A 17,953-nucleotide genomic window follows, 5' to 3' on the forward strand; every position below is an offset into this window, starting at 1 on the left:
GTGGGGACGATTTTAGATAAAATTGTAGAACAGAAGAAAAAGGAAGTTGCGGAGTTATATGAAATATATACACCAGTAAAAACAAAAAGAAAGGCACATTCACTTGTAGAAGCGTTACAGCAGTTTACTGTCATTGCAGAAGTAAAGCGAGCATCACCATCAAAAGGAGATATCAATTTACACGTTGACGTACGAAAACAAGTGGGAACATATGAGAAATGTGGTGCAGGAGCAGTTTCTGTTTTAACAGATGGTCAATTTTTTAAAGGATCGTTTCACGATTTACAAACAGCAAGAGAAGAAAGTAACATTCCGCTTTTATGTAAAGATTTCATAATCGATAAGATTCAAATCGATAGAGCGTATGAAGCGGGAGCAGATATTATTTTACTAATTGTAGCAGCGTTAACGAAAGAGAAGTTAAAAGAGTTGTATAGCTACGTGTTAGAAAAAGGATTGGAAGCGATTGTTGAAGTTCATGATGAACAGGAATTAGAAACTGCGATTGTATTAAATCCGCACGTTATTGGTATTAATAATCGTAATTTAAAAACGTTCGAAGTAGATTTAAGCCAAACTGAAAAGCTTGGAAAAAGATTGAATGAGGAGAAACTACTTTGGATTAGTGAAAGCGGGATTCATTTAAAAGAGGATATTATTCGTGTTAAAAAAGCAGGAGCAAAAGGTGTATTAATTGGAGAGGCACTTATGACATCATCTTCTATTAGTAACTTTTTTGAAGACTGTAAGGTGAATATATGAAAGTGAAAATTTGCGGCATCACTGATATGGAAACAGCAAAACGTGCTTGCGAATACGGCGCAGATGCACTCGGATTTGTTTTTGCAGAAAGTAAGCGGAAAATCACTCCAAAGAGAGCGGAAGAAATCATTCAGGAGCTTCCAGCCAACGTGTTAAAAATCGGTGTTTTCGTAAATGAATCAGTAGAAGTGATCCAGAAAATTGCAGATGAGTGCGGGTTAACACATGTACAACTACATGGAGATGAAGATAATTATCAAATTAGAAGATTGAATATTCCGTCTATAAAATCACTAGGAGTAACTTCAGAAAGTGATATGAAAAACGCTCAAGGGTATGAAACGGATTATATATTATTTGATAGCCCGAAAGAAAAGTTTCATGGAGGAAATGGAAAGACATTTTCATGGGAACTACTTGGGCATATGCCAAAAGAATTGCGAAAGAAAACGATATTAGCTGGTGGATTAAACGCTCTTAATATAGAAGAAGCAATTCGAACTGTTCGGCCTTATATGGTCGATGTGAGCAGCGGAGTAGAGACAGAAGGAAAGAAAGATGTAGAGAAAATAAAACAATTTATTATAAAAGCGAAGGAGTGTTCCAAATGAACTACGCATATCCAGATGAAAAAGGACATTACGGTATATACGGAGGACGATACGTTCCAGAAACGTTAATGCAATCTGTACTAGAACTAGAAGAAGCATATAAAGAAGCGATGCAAGATGAGGCATTTCAAAAGGAATTAAATCATTATTTAAAAACGTACGTCGGAAGAGAAACACCGCTTTATTTCGCTGAAAATCTGACGAAGTATTGCGGAGGTGCAAAGATTTATTTAAAACGTGAAGATTTGAATCATACAGGAGCTCATAAAATTAACAATACAATCGGTCAGGCACTACTTGCAGTGCGAATGGGCAAGAAAAAAGTTGTCGCTGAAACAGGAGCTGGACAACACGGAGTTGCAACAGCTACTGTATGTGCTCTTCTCGGATTAGAATGCGTCATTTTTATGGGAGAAGAAGATGTAAGACGTCAAAAATTAAATGTGTTCCGAATGGAATTACTCGGAGCGAAAGTAGAAAGTGTAGCGGCAGGTAGTGGTACATTAAAAGATGCGGTAAACGAGGCGCTTCGTTACTGGGTTTCACATGTGCATGATACGCACTACATTATGGGATCTGTTCTCGGACCACATCCATTCCCGCAAATTGTACGTGATTTCCAAAGTGTAATTGGAAATGAAACGAAAAAACAATATGAGGCGTTAGAAGGAAAGTTACCAGAAGCAGTCGTTGCTTGTATTGGAGGTGGTAGTAATGCAATGGGGATGTTTTATCCGTTCGTACACGATGAAGAAGTTGCTCTTTACGGCGTAGAAGCAGCTGGAAAAGGCGTTCATACAGAAAAGCATGCAGCAACTTTAACGAAAGGAAGTGTCGGTGTTTTACACGGATCGATGATGTATCTTCTGCAAAACGAAGAAGGACAAATTCAAGAAGCACACTCTATTTCAGCAGGACTTGATTATCCAGGTGTTGGTCCAGAACATAGCTTGCTAAAAGATATTGGCCGCGTTTCTTATCATTCGATAACAGACGAAGAAGCATTAGAAGCATTTCAATTATTAACGAAAAAAGAAGGCATTATCCCGGCGCTAGAAAGTTCACATGCTGTCGCATATGCATTAAAATTAGCTCCGAAAATGAAGGAAGATGAAGGACTTGTTATTTGTTTATCTGGCCGTGGTGATAAAGATGTAGAGAGTATAAAACGTTATATGGAAGAGGTGTAAAAAATGGGAGTAGAAAAAATTAAAGCAGCGTTTGAAAATGGCAAGAAAGCATTTATTCCGTACGTAATGGGCGGAGATGGCGGCTTTGAAAAATTAAAAGAAAGAATTCGTTTTTTAGATGAAGCAGGAGCGAGCATCGTTGAAATCGGCATTCCTTTTTCGGATCCAGTCGCAGACGGTCCAACGATTCAAAGAGCAGGGAAACGAGCGCTAGATAGCGGTGTAACAGTAAAAGGTATTTTTCAAGCATTAATAGAGGTAAGGAAAGAAGTGCAAATTCCGTTTGTACTCATGACATATTTAAATCCAGTACTTGCATTCGGAAAAGAACGATTCATCGAAAACTGTATAGAAGCAGGGGTAGACGGCATCATCGTTCCAGACCTACCATATGAAGAACAAGACATTATTGCACCGCTCCTTCGAGAGGCAAACGTTGCGCTAATTCCACTCGTTACCATCACGAGCCCAATTGAGCGAATCGAAAAAATTACGAGTGAATCAAAAGGATTTGTTTACGCAGTTACAGTAGCGGGCGTAACAGGAGTACGTCAAAACTTTAAAGGTGAGATTCATAGTTACTTAGAAAAAGTAAAATCACATACGCATTTACCGGTAGTGGCAGGGTTCGGTATTTCAACAAAAGAACATGTAGAAGAAATGGTTACAATATGCGACGGAGTTGTCGTTGGAAGTAAGATCATTGAGCTTTTAGAAAATGAAAAGCAAGAAGAAATATGTGAATTAATATATGCAACAAAACAAAAAGAAGAGGCGTAGTCTCTTCTTTTTGTTTTGCGTAATAAATGTTAAAATATACAGAAAATACATATAATTTAGAGGGTGAGAAGGCATGCTAAGACGTAAACTACTATATCTATTCTTAACTGTACCGCTATACGCTTGGCTCATTAGCATGACGAAAATAGAGTTAATGGCTCTATTTTTAGGGTATGTATTCATCTTTTCCAACTTAAATCGCATTCAAGAACAGTCTATTTTAGAAATATGTCTATTTTCGATTAGTATAGAATTATTTAGTATCGTTTCGATTGTATTATTAAACGAATTATTTCTACGGATTCATTCATTTACATTAATGAAATTTTGGAATATTATATTGCAAGCAATATGTACTTACATTGTGTTTGTTGTGTTGAAAGAAATAGTCGGAAAGCAGACAGTTTTTCAGGATAATAGAAAATGGGAGTGAATGAAAGGAGCCGTTTGGTTCCTTTTTTGAATCTGTTGTAAAAATAATTGAAAATTATAGTATCTGTTATATAATAGTTAAAAATTGTATTTTAAACGAAATGAGATGATAACATGGCCATATTGTTGGCACTTATCCCAATTATGATGATTTTCATTTGTTTATTTTTATTTAAACAAACGTCATTAAGGTCCTCGTTAATTTCTTATGCTGTGTCTGTTGGAATCGTTTTACTCTCGCCAATGTTTCAATTAGGGATAAGTGAAACTGTGCACGCAACGATTAAAGGATGGTTAATTTGTTTTATTGTAGGGTACGTTTTATTTTTCGGTATTTTTTTATTTCACCTCATGAACAAAATGGGGTACATCGATCAAGTAGCACGTTTTCTAGAAGCAGTTATTCAGGATCGCTTATTACAAATGCTGCTTATGTGTTTTGGCATTTGCCCGCTTATTGAATCAGTAAGTGGATTCGGTATTGGCTTCATGGTTGCAGCACCTATTTTTCTTTCACTAGGATATAAACCATTTCAAGCTGTACTACTCTCATTCATCGGCTTACTAGCTAGTTCATGGGGCGCAATGGCAACTGGTACGATTATCGGTTCGCAGCTAATAAATATGCCTCTTACAACACTTGGCACAAATACAGCGCTATTAAGTATTCCGATGTTTGCTTACTTCGTTATTCTTTCTTTACACGTTGTTGGCGGCTGGCAAGCGGTTATAGAAAAGTGGAAAGAAGGAGTAGGGTTCTTTCTATTATTTTCTCTCGGAATCTATCTTTCTAATGCGTATGTAAGTGTTGAACTAGCCGGGATATTAAGTTCTATCGTTACGATTACCTTTGGCTTTTTTATCATTAAATTAAAAGGAAAAAGTGGGCAAAATCTTATAACAGAACATGCGGCTGCAACGGAGAGAGAAGTATCCATTATAAAAATTATTAGCCCTTATATATTTCTAACAGTTTGTATTTTACTTTCTCGCCTCGTTCCAGCATTACATGATTTGTTCAGATCATATGCGGTTCTTGATTTGAAATCATACTCTTACAAACTAGAGTTACTATATTCACCAGGATTTTGGCTCGGTATGACTTGCTTATTTACTATTATTTTCTTCCGCATCCCGTCTAATATTATTAAACAATCACTCTCACAAACGATTAAACAATGGATTCCATTTGCTATTACGACGACAATGTTTATCGCCATTTCAGAACTAATGGGTGCATCTGGCATGCATTCATTACTCGCAAAGACAGCTGGTGAAACATTTGGAACCTTTTTCGTTTTCGTTGCTCCGTTTATTGGCGCTATTGGTGGATTTTTAACAGGTAGTAACGCAGGATCAAATGCAATGTTTATAAAACTACAAATGCAAACCGCACAAAACGTAGCACTCCCGTGGCAATATGTCACAACACTTCAAAACACCGCATCATCAGTAGCGACAATTGCTTGTCCATCACGGATTACACTAGGTGCTTACTTATGTAATATCCCTTACCGTGAAAATGAACTATTAAAGAAGACGACGTTAATGATCTTTGGTGCGGTTTTGCTTGTAGTGGTAGAAGTTATTGTTTGGTATATGTTGAGAAATTAAAAATCCTCCTAACATAGGAGGATTTTTTTTATGAGTGGATAATGATTTAAATATGAATAGCTTCTACTAAATGAATAGGAGATGAAATGTATGCCCCTAAAAAACTACGGTGTGTTAAAAGGTACAGTTATACAATCAAAGATTGGAAAAGGGAAAACACCTCATTATCAAGTTCATTTACAGGGCGAGACAGGAGTAAATTATCGTATTGCAATTAACGTAAAATCGCAAAGCTATCCGTCAGAAGTTTTATATTTTGCGAGTAACAATATTAAGTCAGAGGCGATTCATATTTTACCGACATTACCATTCGGTTTTACAGAAATAAAAAACAATGAACCGAAAGTAGCTTTAGATTATGTAAGAGGAAATCTATTTGACTCAAATCAAATGATTCCTTTGCCTCCCGAAAAAGCAGGAGCAGATAATGATTTAAATGAAAAAATAGAACGTTATATAAAACGAGCAATAGAAGAAAAAGCAATTATTTACGCGTTTGGTGAAAGATGGGGACCAGAAGAAAATACACCAGATTCCTATTTTCATTTCAAACCAGGAAACGGTATACATGATATTCATATGAATCAAGGGAATGTAGAAAAATGGCAAGGTGATGATGGCATATGGCAAGATGGAGGAATACTCATTCACTTTGAAAAGGAAGAAGAATGGATTGGTATCTTTCTTGCATTCCAATCACAGTCATGGTGTACCGATGAAGAAGGGCATGCTCGTGTGCCTGTTGAGCATTGTGATTATAAGGGGAATAATTAATAAGAAGAGGGCGTTTAAAAAGAACGCCCTCTTCTTATTTTATAAAACGAAAAACTAACAAGTGTAGAAATACAAGAGAAAAGCAGTGCTACACTAGAAAACGCAATGAGATACATATTATATTTCATAACCTGTCCAATTAGCTGGTTACTGTCGTATTGAAACAGTCCCGCGATGATGTTGAATAAAAATAAAACGATAAACATGACGATAACACCGTCTATTGATCCTTTAATGTCTGGTTTACTTAAAGCGATATGTGCGGAAATGCAAATGGAGATAAATAAAAATAACCAAAAGGAAGGATTCAATAAATTGCCGATTGTAAATAAGCTTTTCAATAATACAAACGTCGACAAGAGCATGTTTTGGATCATTTCTACATTAATAGAAGTAGAAGTAATCGTTTTTTCGAGAGTTGTATTAAATAAAAAATATGATTCTGGTACGAAATAGCGCATTAAAAGGATTAGTGCAGTAATACCAGAAATAATAGGCCCAATGCCGATGAAGAAATTCCCAATCCGTTGATACACACTTTTTTGATTGTATTGATGTTGTACGTAACCTAAAGCCCCTTGACTTGTATCTGTCGGGAAGAACTGCGTTGCTACAATCTTATGACGGAACAGCACGCACATAATGGCATGTCCAAGTTCGTGAATAGGAACACCGATCCAAGCCGTTAATAGGAATCCTTTTCGTCCAAAAGCTCTCGACCAATACATCCGTGTGAGAGATTCTAAATAGCCTAATAGAAATCCAATTACAATGATAACGCCAATTAAAGATAATAATTGGATTACGCTTGTAAGGAGTATTTGAAAAATTGAGTTTACCAATTCCATTTTCTTTCATCCAATCTGTTAAAAATATTATTTATTCTGTTTCATAATAGCATTTTTTTTCAAGATTACTAGCACATATATTTTCTTTCGGAAGAAGGATTTCAGAATCTTTTTCTTGTAGTCATGTTTTATGTACAAATTCATATATTGAATTTGTAACACCCTATACGGTATATCCTTAAGGAGGGATAAGAGAATGAAATGTCCGTCATGTCATACAGAAAATGCAGCGGAGGCAAAATTTTGCGGGAATTGTGGACATTCGTTAACGGAAGAAGTAGTGGCAAGTAGTGGCCAAGAAGAAGGGCCGGAACAAGCACGTGCGGCACAAGCAAAGGAAGCTCGGCAAAATGAAACGGTAGAGCAAGCGAAGCGGTTTGCGAGCGGCTATTTTCAATTTTTTAAACATGCATTACAAGCACCGACAGCGATTATGCAAAGCGGCGCTATTGAAGTACGAAATGGAATTGTAAGTCTTGTTCTTATTTGTTTTTTAGGAGCATGTATTTTTTATAGAATGATGGGTGCAGCATCAGCAGTTACGAGAACATTTGCACCAGATATATCTACTCCCACGTTTTTTGTAGAATCTATAACGGTCTTTTTCTTTTTATTAATTTTAACTTTATTTGTCGGATTTATTATTTTTGTAAGTGGTAAGATGATGAAATCATCTTTTTCGTTTCTTGAAGTATTCGGTATATGGGGAACGATAGCGACGCCGGCTATTGTCATATTAGTCCTTTCTTTTCTTTTTAGTTTCTTATTAATCTTTTTCTTACCGATATTATTATCCGTAGCTGCAACTTATATAGGGATTAGTATAACTGTAGCCGTATTAAAGCTAGACAATGGCGGATTAGATCTCGTTTACACACTTATTATTGCAAATGTTTTAATTGGAATTGCAACATTCATTGTACTTTGGTCTTACATTAGCACGATAATTCAAGCCTTAACACAGGGAATAACTGGCTTCTAATGAAAAGGTGGTTGACTGGATGAATGTATGTACAAAGTGCGGAATTCAGTTTGAAGATGGTGTGCAATTTTGTCAAAACTGCGGGATGAAGAGGGGAAGTCCTGTAGTAAAGAAGAACATGAGCGGTGGTACAAAAGTTGGCATTACACTGTTAGCACTATTTGTTATAACGATTATTGGATTGTATTTGTACGGATCATCGTATTATACGCAGGTGGCACAAGTAGACCGGATGATTACGATTTTACAAGAGCGGGACGGAGAGAAATTAGCTGAGATCGTTACGGCAGATGATCCATCGGTTATGATAACGAGAGAGAGTTTAACGCCTCTATTTTCATATATAAAAGAAAATCCATCTTACGTAAATGAATTAAAAGGATATTTGAGACAAGGTGAAAAACAACGGGACGGAATAGAAAGAGCTGATTTTTCATTAACGAAAGACGGAAAGTATTTCTTTATATTTGATCGGTATAAATTGAAAGCGAAGACGTACTATACAACTTTGCTTACAAATGAAAAAGGCGTATCGTTAAAAATGAACGGAAAAGAAATTGATAAGACAGATGACAAAAAATTTGAGAAGCAATATGGGCCATTTCTTCCGGGAAATCAAGTGTTTCAATCAGAATATAAAAATGACTATGTAAAACTATCACGTGAGGAAAAGGTTGTACTTATGAAACAAAGCCAAAATAACGTAACGATAGATTTAACGTTGCAAGGTCAATATATTACAGTTCAAACGAACGCGCCTGGTGCAACATTGTACGTAAATCAAAAAACAGTTACAGCGCTGGCAGGAGAAGAAATTACATGGGGGCCTGTAGCGACTGATGGAAGTGCGACGATTTATTTAGAACGAAATGGAGAAAGTGGACGGGAAACGACAAAAGTAGAGACGGTAACGGCACTTTCGTCTTATAATCTTCCATTTCAAAAGAAAAGTACAGAAAAACCAGTTGTTTATAATGTTACTCCAACGCCCGCGACTGAGTATGTATATAATGGTTTCATCTTTCCTGATAGTGATATTCGAAAATTAACGAGCGCAGATTTAACATATTTATCGAAAGAGCAGTTGAAAATTGCTAGAAATGAAATATATGCAAGGCATGGACATATTTTTCAAACGAAAGATATGCAAGTGTATTTTGCAAAACAGTCTTGGTATAGAGAAAATCCTTATTTTACAGGAAAGTTAACAGATATCGAAACTTATAATATTGAACTAATCAAATCAAGAGAATAGAGCGCGTGAAAAAGGTACAGTGTATATTGCTGTACCTTTTCTATCGTTATTTGGCTGGACGAGGTTCCCTAGAGAAAAAGATATGAAAGAGAAATGTGACTTTACTTGCCCCTCCTGATGTACTGGCTTGCACATCAGATAAAGAACTAGACGTTAAAGCAGCTTCAGAATGAGGAGGGACGATTATTTTAAGAGCATCATCTGATTCTGAGGATGCAGTAACTGTTATTGTATCGTCAGAAAAATTTAAAATTTTAACAGTACCGACTGGAAAGATGGCCTTGCGAGCATGTGATGCAGAAGCGAAGCGGGTAGCTTTCCAAATAGTTTGTGAGAAAGTGTCATTGTCAGATAACCAAGCACGAGCACTGTATAAAGTTACACTAACGGTAAACTCCTGTTCAAGCGGGAGGGCGGGTTTCGGTTCTATCGGTTCCTCTGGAAGCTGGACGAGAAGGCCGGCGCACATGTATGTTTCACCTACTTTCAATAGCTACTGTTATAGCATATTAAACATGTTGTATATAAGACACGACAGGTACCTATTCATACATAAGTTTGTGCACAAAATTTGAAGATGAAATTCTCTTTCTTTACAATGGAAGTAGGTGTTATTTCTATAAAATATGGAAAACGTAAAGAGTATGTAAAAAAGAAGGAGTGGTAAAGTGAACTATGTCATTATTGGCGGAGATGCAGCTGGTATGAGTGCAGCTATGCAAATTGTTAGAAACGATGAAAATGCAAATGTTGTAACTTTAGAAAAAGGTGAAATTTATTCATACGCTCAGTGTGGATTACCGTATGTCATTAGTGGTGCTATCGCTTCAACTGAAAAGTTAATCGCGCGCAACGTAAAGACGTTTCGTGAGAAATATGGAATTGATGCGAAAGTGCGTCATGAAGTAACGAAAGTAGATACGGAAAAGAAAATGGTGTACGCAGAGCATACGAAGACGAAGGATGTCTTTGAGTTTCCATATGATCGATTATTAATTGCGACTGGAGTGCGTCCTGTTATGCCAGAATGGGAAGGACGGGAATTACAAGGCGTTCATCTTTTAAAAACAATTCCTGATGCTGAGCGCATATTAAAAACGTTAGAAACGAATAAAGTTGAAGATGTAACGATTATTGGCGGTGGTGCAATCGGACTAGAGATGGCAGAAACATTCGTCGAACTTGGTAAGAAAGTAAGAATGATTGAGCGAAATGATCATATCGGTACGATTTATGATGCAGATATGGCTGAATATATACATAAAGAAGCAGATAAACACAATATTGAAATTTTAACGAATGAAAATGTAAAAGCATTTAAAGGAAATGAACGAGTAGAAGCAATCGAAACGGATAAAGGTACGTATAAAGCAGATCTTGTTTTAGTGTCGGTTGGAGTGAAGCCGAATACTGATTTTCTTGAAGGGACAAATATACGTAAGAATCATAAAGGAGCAATCGAAGTAAATGCATATATGCAAACGAATGTGCAAGACGTATATGCAGCCGGTGATTGCGCAACACATTACCACGTTATAAAGGAAATTCATGATCATATCCCGCTCGGAACGACGGCCAATAAGCAAGGGCGACTTGCTGGACTGAATATGCTTGATAAACGAAGAGCTTTTAAAGGTACGTTAGGCACAGGCATTATTAAATTTATGGATTTGACACTCGCAAGAACAGGCTTAAATGAAAAAGAAGCGAAAGGGCTACACATTCCGTATAAAACGGTCAAAGTAGATTCTACAAATATGGCGGGCTATTATCCAAATGCAAAACCACTTTACTTGAAATTACTATATCGCTCCGATACGAAACAATTATTGGGCGGGCAAGTAATTGGAGAAGAAGGCGTAGATAAACGTATTGATGTGATTGCGATGGCGCTTTTCAATAAAATGAGCATTCATGATTTAGAAGACGTCGACTTAAGTTATGCACCACCATATAACAGCGTGTGGGACCCAATTCAACAAGCGGCAAGGAGAGCAGAATAGCACTTTTTAAAGTGCTATTTTTTTGTTAAAGGGGAATTATCATTTTTGTCGAATGAAGAGGATCAGGAAATAGTTACATATGAGGAAGGGGAGTTTTTTTATGATTGTAGCACTTCAAAAAGTTGAAGAATCAGAAAAAGAAATATTACGTAATTTGTACGCATTATATCTTCATGATCTTTCTAAGTTCACTATGAATATAACTATCGGAGCCAATGGTTTTTTTGGATACAAAGATTTGCATATGTTTTGGAAAAATGACGGAATCACGCCGTATTTTATAAAAGTTGATCATAGTATTGTAGGATTCTTATTACTACTGGAACGTCCGTTTTTGAAGAAGGAAAATGATTTTGGTATTAATGATATTTTCATATTGAATCAATATAAAGGAAAAGGAATCGGTAAACAAGTAGTTGAGAATTTACTAGAAGAGAAAAGAGGACAATATTTCGTTATCGAACTTCTAAAAAATGTACCAGCAGTGTCGTTTTGGAAGAAAGTATATAAAAAACTGAACATAGAATTTGATGAGAGAGCGCAGCTAATTGATGATGAAGAATGTCTCGTTCAAACGTTTAAAATTTAATGAAATTGGTGTTCCTTTTATATTACTTTGAAATTTAACTTTATCCTGCTATTTACGGGCAGTAAGACTCCACTGATTAAAGTTTCACTTTATTTTGAATATACCGTTTCCCCTTGAAAACATATTACGTATCGCTTATATTTTCATATAGTATTTATTTTTTAAACGAAGCAATGAACGAACCAGGGGGCGCAGTATGGCAATTAACATGAAAACAATCGAAGAATGGATTGCTGAATCAAATGCAAGACATGAAGAAGACTTTGGACACGTTGTGGAAGAAATGAAAGAAGTATGTGTCGGACTTGATAACGCGACATTAATTTATACGAAAAATGTATTTTGTTTCGGTAAAAAAGTAGAAGTCTTTTTCTTCTTCCAAGACCATGTCGTGATTGGACAAGAAAAAGACGAATATATTGAGATTGAAAAATTAAAGTATGATGCCATTACAAATAGTAACTTAAAAACAAATGACAAAAATACTACGTTAGAATTAAAGTTTGCTAACGGACAATCTATCAATTTAGATAGTTTAAATGATAACTACGGTACGAAAAATTGGTTATTTGCTAGACAAATTAAGAGTATTTTTAAGTTAATCTAGTAAAAAAGCACGCCGTCCATCGGCGTGCTTTTAACTATGCAAAGCCCCTTTTAACCAATTCCGCGCCCGATATGCCCCAACTGGAACTTGAATAAGAGATGTTTCATTCCCAGCATCTATTCCGTACAATTGATCACATGAATTTGTATCAAAACTAAGTAAAGGATGCCCGCCCATCCCCATCGCGGTCGCTGCAAAAACGAGTTTATGAACGAGTATACCTGCTTCCATTTGATGGATACGGTACCCTCTATAGCCTAGTGCATTTGTATAATAATCTTTCTTTCCGACTACATGTAAGCAAAGTGGTACTTGAAAAAGGTTTACGTTATCCATCGTCATACTAGACTGAAGTGGGTGGCGAAGGTCTCCATACCGAATTGGTTGTATGGAATGTGTTTTACTGTTATAAGCGTAAGCTCCGTTTTCAATATTTTTCACGTTATAAAAACATCCATATAAGGAGACGCGTGTATTTTTATTTGTATACTTACCGTCAAGGTCGTTGTAATAGGGGAAGGAGAGGCTCGCTTCTTGTAGTAAAGTAGCGAGCTCGGCTGCATCCCATTTCGTTAAAATAAAGTCCGCATCAGGAGAATATCGTTTTTTACAAAGTTGTAGGAAATCATACGATAACCGTTCTACTTTCGGTAGCTGTACAGCGTACGCATTATGTTGATAGTGCTCTTCATGATGTAGTGTTTGGAAGTGTGCTGTCGATTCGATTATAGAAGCCGCATTTATTTTTGTTATCATCGGATGTTCATCTACATGTTTTGAGCGAACGAAATGTTCATGTGCGAGCGGCGGAATTTGTTGCAACAACTCATGAGAAGTAACTATTTTATTTTCACGGTAATCATTGTGAAACCAATTAGTTTCTGGTTCTGTACTTAAAGGAATAACGGCATACACACTTTCTTCACCTTCTGACAATCCGAGTAAATGGTTCAGTGCACGGTCTAGAAATTGAAAATATACGCCGTTCGTATAACCGAACTGTTTTGCACATTCTAGCAATTGTCCAATGAGAACCCCGCTATCTAATCCTTGAAGTCGATATGAAAAGTTATTGTATTTAAAGAAGTTTTTCCAAAACATAGTGGATACGAATGCAGCACCGAAACAATCCTGTATGTTACAGCGATTACCGAGTGCGTCTGCTAAATAAGAATCGAAATTTCCTTCGCGAAGTAAAATAAGTCGGTGATGCGCGGCGTCATAATGGTAAATGCCGTCTGGATAATCGTCAATCTTTAAATAGATATACAATTCATTCGGATATAAAGCACCACCCGAAGGAATAGATCTTCGTAATACATTTCTCTCGCTATTTAGCTGACATAATTGTGTTACACCAAATGAATACCAAAGGTAGTGACCAATCTCATCTAAAGTAGGTGTAGTAGAAGAGTTCGGTAAAGATAATGGGATTTCTAAGGAGAGCGGGATGGTAGGTAAATTTCGATATAATTTATAAGGAAGCGGTGCGTCTTTCCAGTCCACCTCATGATTCGGCATAATTTCATCGATAGAGAAATGGAGATGATGTAAAAAAGTATCTAGCTGCATGAAATCCCTCCTTTACTATGGAAACGGATGTGGATGCGGATTTAATCTTTCATTCGTTAAAGGTTCGTCTGTATATCCAAGTGTCATCGGTACGGTATATACCCGGTCCAGTCCTGTAACTCGAGTAAGATGGTGACCAAACGTCATCGGTAGCATGCCTGGAATAATAACTTTTACACAATGTAATCCATTCTTTCCTATGAGGGGAACGGTTTGATCTACAACGATTATTTCAAGATTAGATTGATGCAAACGATTTAAAAGTTGGTGGAGATCGGATGTTAAATCCATATCAAATGATTGTGATACATTCATTTCTTGGAACGTTTGCACCGGTGCATCTTCCCGTAAAAGGAAGTGAAGACGTTCTTCTGTTTCTTTCAATCCATACAGCATACTATGGTCTTCCATTTTATTAACGAAATAAGGATCTTGTAAGCATTTTTCGTAGTATTCTCTTTTGTGCTCGAGCTCATCGTCTGTTATAAGTAACATGCCTGCTATTTCTTGAATGGCGCTTTTTAAGGCTCGAATAGGATCTAAATGAGCGCCTCCTGCACAAACAACGTTCATTCCATTTTCACGCGTATTTTTTGCAATTACCCATAAGCTAGGAATGCCGTGTTCCATCGTCGCGTTAAAAGCGTGTAATTCATATCCGGTAATCGTACGTAACCGCTGAATCATTAATTGTAATTCTGTATCATTTGCTGAACTAAGATCAAGGCGGGGAAGAGGTAATTCGGCATACCAAGTGAGTAAGAAGGCATCACGCTCTACTATTTCTAAAATGCCGTGAAAAATCGCTTCTTCTAAACTACCGCCAATTGCACATCCATTTGATGTTTCATACACGAAAGCATCTCGATGACCAAGGCTATAATAAGCAATTGATTCAGGAACTAAAAGCGGTCTGTTTTGTGATAAAGAATATCCCCATACCCAGTTTTGCTCATAATCAGGATCAAACGGCTTGAATGGAAAGTTATCACGATTGTAATGTTCATTTGTATGGACACCGAGTGTGAGGGGATTTAGTGCATGTTCCTCTAAATCATGAAAACTACCATGCACATTTGTCTTTTTCCCTCGAGGCGACATACCGCAATATCGTTCTAAACCTTCTAAAATAGCAGTTGCTTCACTCACTGCAAATGAATGAGTTCGTCCCGCAACACCTTCATTTCCGAACATTAATGGCATGTTTATAATGACGTCAGCGAATGGTAATACAGAATGCTGCATTTTTCCGTTCAACATACCGACCCGATAATCTAAATAGTCTCTCGTTAAAAATGTGTTTAGCTCATGAATGGAACGGCAGCGATACGTTTCGGTGCTTACTTTTAAACTCGGTTGTAAAGAAACTTCCGCCGCATCCGCAGTATCATCAGGTAAATTACTACATACAGGACAGAGAGGATCTGGAAGAAAAGAATGCCGCGTACATTGTAATGTTTGTAAGTTTAGTAAAATAAGTTCATTTTCTAAAGAAGAATGGTTATGAGTTAATATTTTTCCTGTTTCTGCGCAAATAAGATGGCACATTTGCAACATTCCATTTTGGGTGGCGCGTACATCACGTCTCGTTACATTATCTGCTTTAAAGGCATATTTCCGCTGTAGTTCCCACATTTCTTTTTGATCAAAGCCAGCGATAAAACGGCGTCCATCAGAACAATGGGAACATCCAGGCGTAAGAGGATGAATGTAAGGACCGATAATACCTTCGCCAAATGAAGTAAAACCACGAAGCCATGGAATATGATTTGAGCGAAAAATAAGTTCGGCATCATGATGAATAGTAGAAGGAGATCCGTCATGTAATACGAGAGCGAGATGAATATTTTCAGGAAGTTCTTCTGTAAGGGTCTGCTGACGAATGATGGAATATTGTTTGCATAATTGATCATGTACATAGTCTGCAAGTAGGCCATCTCCTATAAGCAATATATTTTGAATCATAAACCGTCCTCCTTTGCAATTAATACCCCATACACACCGTCTAGGTTTTCTTTCAAAAATGGTTCGATTGCTAAATCGAACACGAAGGGATAAAAATTATGTTCTTCTAAATGCTGTAAGGCAAGCTGTAAAGATTGCACACTTGGAATTTCTTCTTCCGCTTGTATTTCCACTCTAAAAGAATCCGTGTCATATAAAATAATAGAGGATTCAGGCAAGATATTAGCTCTGTAAGGAATTTCTTCATTTTGAACGTGAAAGAGTGATAGTTGTAGTGCGTTTCGTAACGCTAACGTCATATTAATATTAGATGCACCGTACCATCTATCATTTATACCAACCCAAACGACTGGAAAACTGAGAATCTCTTCACTCATTGCGATTTTAGGTGTTTCATGGATTGTAGAGAGAGCATCGTAATAAAATCTACAATGTTTATCTTGAATATCAATTAAATCAACAGTTGTAAGTTCCTCTAGAATATGTGACTGCCGCTCATACAGTTTATTGTTTAAATGTTGTTGTAGTGCCCGGTAAAATCCTTCTGTCATCGTTTCTCCAGCACCGATACCGATATTGTTATGTTCAGGAATAAGGCGGTGAATGATTTCTGCTACATATGTTTCAATTCCTGTTAAACCAGCTTCTCGGCGTGCTTCATTATGAGTCAATCCACTACGAGTCATAAGAGGCAGAAGGGGAGCTGGGCCATCTGATAGTGGAGTAGCTACTTGAATATAGCATTGTGATAATGGTAATTGATATGAATCTTGTTCATCCCATACATGGAATATACCGGCTTCTTTAGAAGTTAATGAGTCGAAAAAGCGGAATATATCAGTTGAAGTATGTTGGCCATACCGATGCTCAAGTTTTTCAGAAATATTTTCTATCGTATCAATTGTAAAACTTTCATCAGTTGCAAGAGGGTGTTTTATAAAAGGATGCCACGTTCCTTCAAGTGTTTCATAGTTTAATAAAAAGAATTGTGATTCTTTTTCACGATATGAATCATCCGCGACATGTTTAAACAATTCAAAAACGATTACATTTGCTAACATGGCAGATGTAATTGGTGAGAAGGAATCCGATGAATTTTCATTTTGTAAAGTCGTTTCATGTAGCCGATGCCATGCGGATTCCCAGCATTCATCACGATTTTCTGTTACGACAGGTCCAGCTATACCGAGTGTTGATAAACAAATAGCTGGTATGAAATTCTTTTTCGTTTCTCTACAAATAGTGTGAACTGTTTTTAAACCGTCAATGTCTCCGTTTTGAGAAACATATAAAATCCAATCAAAAGGTTCGAATACTTCACGCAAGGGACGGTCAATTGTAGTATCGATTTCTTGAAGGAGTACACTGTTATCAACTTCATATGCACGTTCTATTAGCTCATGTATTCTGTCATAGTTTGTTTCATCCCGATCTGTAACGAGGTAATGAAATGTAGGTAAACCAGATTCTAATAAAGAAGAAACTAAGGAAGTGAGCATATCCCCAGAACCAAGTACAAGGACATTTGCTCCGCGGTATGTTTCAAATTTTAAAGCACCTGAATGAGAATCAGCTTCTAAAAATTCAATTTGTGAAGCATATCTGTCGAGTAATGTACTGTTTAATTCATGAGGTGCATCTTGATTTGCATCGCGAACGAAACCATTTTCATATAAAATCTCTCCAATTTCAAATACACGGTTTTGATAGGGGAGAGGGAGGCCATCGGTTATTTCGGCTAAAGAATAATTCCCGTTAAACATTGGCATTAATTTTTCAATCCAATCATAAATTCCATCACCGTCCATACGAAATGAACTGGCGTTATTTCGAAAATAGACACCCCCGTTTGAATCGGGGAGGAAGAAAGTATCCTTATTTACTTTAAGTTTTGCATGAATTGGAAGGTTATTCATTTTAATCCTCCTTACGTTTAGGCATACATTATTACCTTATGTCATGAAATTTG

At 36.8% G+C, this 17,953-nt stretch carries 17 protein-coding genes; 12 read left to right on the forward strand and 5 right to left on the reverse strand.

All coding sequences use genetic code 11. From position 1 onward, the window contains the following. The 7 genes from trpC (at position 1) to DN407_RS06225 (ending at position 6,163) form a co-directional block, all read left to right on the forward strand. Positions 1-762: an indole-3-glycerol phosphate synthase TrpC gene (trpC, locus tag DN407_RS06195; RefSeq protein ID WP_000536696.1), complete on the forward strand. Its 762-nt coding sequence runs from the start codon at positions 1-3 to the stop codon at positions 760-762. Then, positions 759-1,373 (forward strand): N-(5'phosphoribosyl)anthranilate isomerase, encoded by a 615-nt coding sequence (gene trpF, locus DN407_RS06200; protein WP_000865118.1) that lies wholly within the window; start codon positions 759-761, stop codon positions 1,371-1,373. The genes trpC and trpF overlap by 4 nt, the downstream gene beginning before the upstream one ends. Beyond that, positions 1,370-2,563 carry a tryptophan synthase subunit beta gene (gene trpB, locus DN407_RS06205; RefSeq protein ID WP_001105015.1) on the forward strand — a complete coding sequence of 398 codons (1,194 nt, stop codon included), beginning with the start codon at positions 1,370-1,372 and terminating at the stop codon, positions 2,561-2,563. Before trpF ends, trpB begins: the two co-directional genes overlap by 4 nt. A 3-nt stretch (positions 2,564-2,566) precedes the next feature. Continuing rightward, positions 2,567-3,343: a tryptophan synthase subunit alpha gene (trpA, locus tag DN407_RS06210; RefSeq protein WP_098280537.1), complete on the forward strand. Its 777-nt coding sequence runs from the start codon at positions 2,567-2,569 to the stop codon at positions 3,341-3,343. 73 nt (positions 3,344-3,416) lie between these two features. Beyond that, positions 3,417-3,776, forward strand: a complete 360-nt coding sequence (locus DN407_RS06215) for a DUF4029 domain-containing protein (RefSeq protein WP_000946131.1) — start codon at positions 3,417-3,419, stop codon at positions 3,774-3,776. Positions 3,777-3,889: 113 nt separating this feature from the next. After that, positions 3,890-5,389, forward strand: coding sequence for an L-lactate permease (locus tag DN407_RS06220; protein WP_149216113.1), 1,500 nt, complete (start codon positions 3,890-3,892; stop codon positions 5,387-5,389). Positions 5,390-5,479: 90 nt separating this feature from the next. After that, positions 5,480-6,163, forward strand: a complete 684-nt coding sequence (locus DN407_RS06225; protein WP_001128613.1) for a DUF2278 family protein — start codon at positions 5,480-5,482, stop codon at positions 6,161-6,163. Positions 6,164-6,177: 14 nt separating this feature from the next. Here the strand turns inward: DN407_RS06225 and DN407_RS06230 are convergent, their stop codons facing one another. Further along, complete coding sequence (locus tag DN407_RS06230) at positions 6,178-7,011, reverse strand: hypothetical protein (protein WP_098570749.1); 834 nt, start codon at positions 7,009-7,011, stop codon at positions 6,178-6,180. A 196-nt stretch (positions 7,012-7,207) separates the two neighbouring features. On the opposite strand from DN407_RS06230, the gene DN407_RS06235 reads away from it, so the two are divergent. Both DN407_RS06235 and DN407_RS06240 read left to right on the forward strand, forming a co-directional pair. Then, entirely contained in the window at positions 7,208-7,993 is a 786-nt protein-coding gene (locus DN407_RS06235) for a zinc ribbon domain-containing protein (protein ID WP_149216114.1), read from the forward strand. A 19-nt stretch (positions 7,994-8,012) separates the two neighbouring features. Further along, on the forward strand, positions 8,013-9,248 hold the full coding sequence (locus tag DN407_RS06240; protein ID WP_149216115.1) for a TcaA 3rd/4th domain-containing protein: 1,236 nt from the start codon (positions 8,013-8,015) through the stop codon (positions 9,246-9,248). A gap of 46 nt (positions 9,249-9,294) precedes the next feature. Here the strand turns inward: DN407_RS06240 and DN407_RS06245 are convergent, their stop codons facing one another. Continuing rightward, on the reverse strand, positions 9,295-9,717 hold the full coding sequence (locus DN407_RS06245) for a hypothetical protein (protein WP_000332420.1): 423 nt from the start codon (positions 9,715-9,717) through the stop codon (positions 9,295-9,297). A gap of 199 nt (positions 9,718-9,916) precedes the next feature. On the opposite strand from DN407_RS06245, the gene DN407_RS06250 reads away from it, so the two are divergent. From DN407_RS06250 to DN407_RS06260, 3 genes are all read left to right on the forward strand, one after another. Then, a complete protein-coding gene (locus DN407_RS06250) occupies positions 9,917-11,251 on the forward strand; it encodes a CoA-disulfide reductase (protein WP_001110235.1) in 1,335 nt (444 codons plus the stop codon). Positions 11,252-11,351: 100 nt separating this feature from the next. After that, positions 11,352-11,840: a GNAT family N-acetyltransferase gene (locus tag DN407_RS06255; RefSeq protein WP_149216116.1), complete on the forward strand. Its 489-nt coding sequence runs from the start codon at positions 11,352-11,354 to the stop codon at positions 11,838-11,840. Positions 11,841-12,036: 196 nt separating this feature from the next. Beyond that, positions 12,037-12,447, forward strand: a complete 411-nt coding sequence (locus DN407_RS06260; RefSeq protein WP_061883904.1) for a DUF3908 family protein — start codon at positions 12,037-12,039, stop codon at positions 12,445-12,447. 30 nt (positions 12,448-12,477) lie between these two features. On the opposite strand, the gene DN407_RS06265 is transcribed toward DN407_RS06260, so the two are convergent. The 3 genes from DN407_RS06265 to DN407_RS06275 are packed head-to-tail and all read right to left on the reverse strand — an operon-like array spanning position 12,478 to position 17,900. After that, positions 12,478-14,019 (reverse strand): SagB family peptide dehydrogenase, encoded by a 1,542-nt coding sequence (locus DN407_RS06265; RefSeq protein WP_098280127.1) that lies wholly within the window; start codon positions 14,017-14,019, stop codon positions 12,478-12,480. 15 nt (positions 14,020-14,034) lie between these two features. Then, on the reverse strand, positions 14,035-15,984 hold the full coding sequence (locus DN407_RS06270; protein WP_098280128.1) for a TOMM precursor leader peptide-binding protein: 1,950 nt from the start codon (positions 15,982-15,984) through the stop codon (positions 14,035-14,037). Next, positions 15,981-17,900, reverse strand: a complete 1,920-nt coding sequence (locus DN407_RS06275; protein ID WP_098280129.1) for a putative thiazole-containing bacteriocin maturation protein — start codon at positions 17,898-17,900, stop codon at positions 15,981-15,983. Before DN407_RS06275 ends, DN407_RS06270 begins: the two co-directional genes overlap by 4 nt. Positions 17,901-17,953: the final 53 nt, after the last annotated feature.

The sequence above is a fragment of the Bacillus sp. JAS24-2 genome (assembly GCF_008274905.1).
GTDB lineage: Bacteria > Bacillota > Bacilli > Bacillales > Bacillaceae_G > Bacillus_A > Bacillus_A cereus.

What these genes read in the sequence shown, in the direction of transcription:
- DN407_RS06265 (WP_098280127.1), bottom strand. Translation starts at nt 14,019, where the DNA reads ATGCAGCTAGATACTTTTTTACATCATCTCCATTTCTCTATCGATGAA.
- trpF (WP_000865118.1), top strand. Translation starts at nt 759, where the DNA reads ATGAAAGTGAAAATTTGCGGCATCACTGATATGGAAACAGCAAAACGT.
- DN407_RS06235 (WP_149216114.1), top strand. Translation starts at nt 7,208, where the DNA reads ATGAAATGTCCGTCATGTCATACAGAAAATGCAGCGGAGGCAAAATTT.
- DN407_RS06255 (WP_149216116.1), top strand. Translation starts at nt 11,352, where the DNA reads ATGATTGTAGCACTTCAAAAAGTTGAAGAATCAGAAAAAGAAATATTA.
- DN407_RS06275 (WP_098280129.1), bottom strand. Translation starts at nt 17,900, where the DNA reads ATGAATAACCTTCCAATTCATGCAAAACTTAAAGTAAATAAGGATACT.
- DN407_RS06240 (WP_149216115.1), top strand. Translation starts at nt 8,013, where the DNA reads ATGAATGTATGTACAAAGTGCGGAATTCAGTTTGAAGATGGTGTGCAA.
- trpB (WP_001105015.1), top strand. Translation starts at nt 1,370, where the DNA reads ATGAACTACGCATATCCAGATGAAAAAGGACATTACGGTATATACGGA.
- DN407_RS06225 (WP_001128613.1), top strand. Translation starts at nt 5,480, where the DNA reads ATGCCCCTAAAAAACTACGGTGTGTTAAAAGGTACAGTTATACAATCA.
- trpA (WP_098280537.1), top strand. Translation starts at nt 2,567, where the DNA reads ATGGGAGTAGAAAAAATTAAAGCAGCGTTTGAAAATGGCAAGAAAGCA.
- DN407_RS06245 (WP_000332420.1), bottom strand. Translation starts at nt 9,717, where the DNA reads ATGTGCGCCGGCCTTCTCGTCCAGCTTCCAGAGGAACCGATAGAACCG.
- DN407_RS06230 (WP_098570749.1), bottom strand. Translation starts at nt 7,011, where the DNA reads ATGGAATTGGTAAACTCAATTTTTCAAATACTCCTTACAAGCGTAATC.
- DN407_RS06220 (WP_149216113.1), top strand. Translation starts at nt 3,890, where the DNA reads ATGGCCATATTGTTGGCACTTATCCCAATTATGATGATTTTCATTTGT.
- DN407_RS06270 (WP_098280128.1), bottom strand. Translation starts at nt 15,984, where the DNA reads ATGATTCAAAATATATTGCTTATAGGAGATGGCCTACTTGCAGACTAT.
- DN407_RS06215 (WP_000946131.1), top strand. Translation starts at nt 3,417, where the DNA reads ATGCTAAGACGTAAACTACTATATCTATTCTTAACTGTACCGCTATAC.
- DN407_RS06260 (WP_061883904.1), top strand. Translation starts at nt 12,037, where the DNA reads ATGGCAATTAACATGAAAACAATCGAAGAATGGATTGCTGAATCAAAT.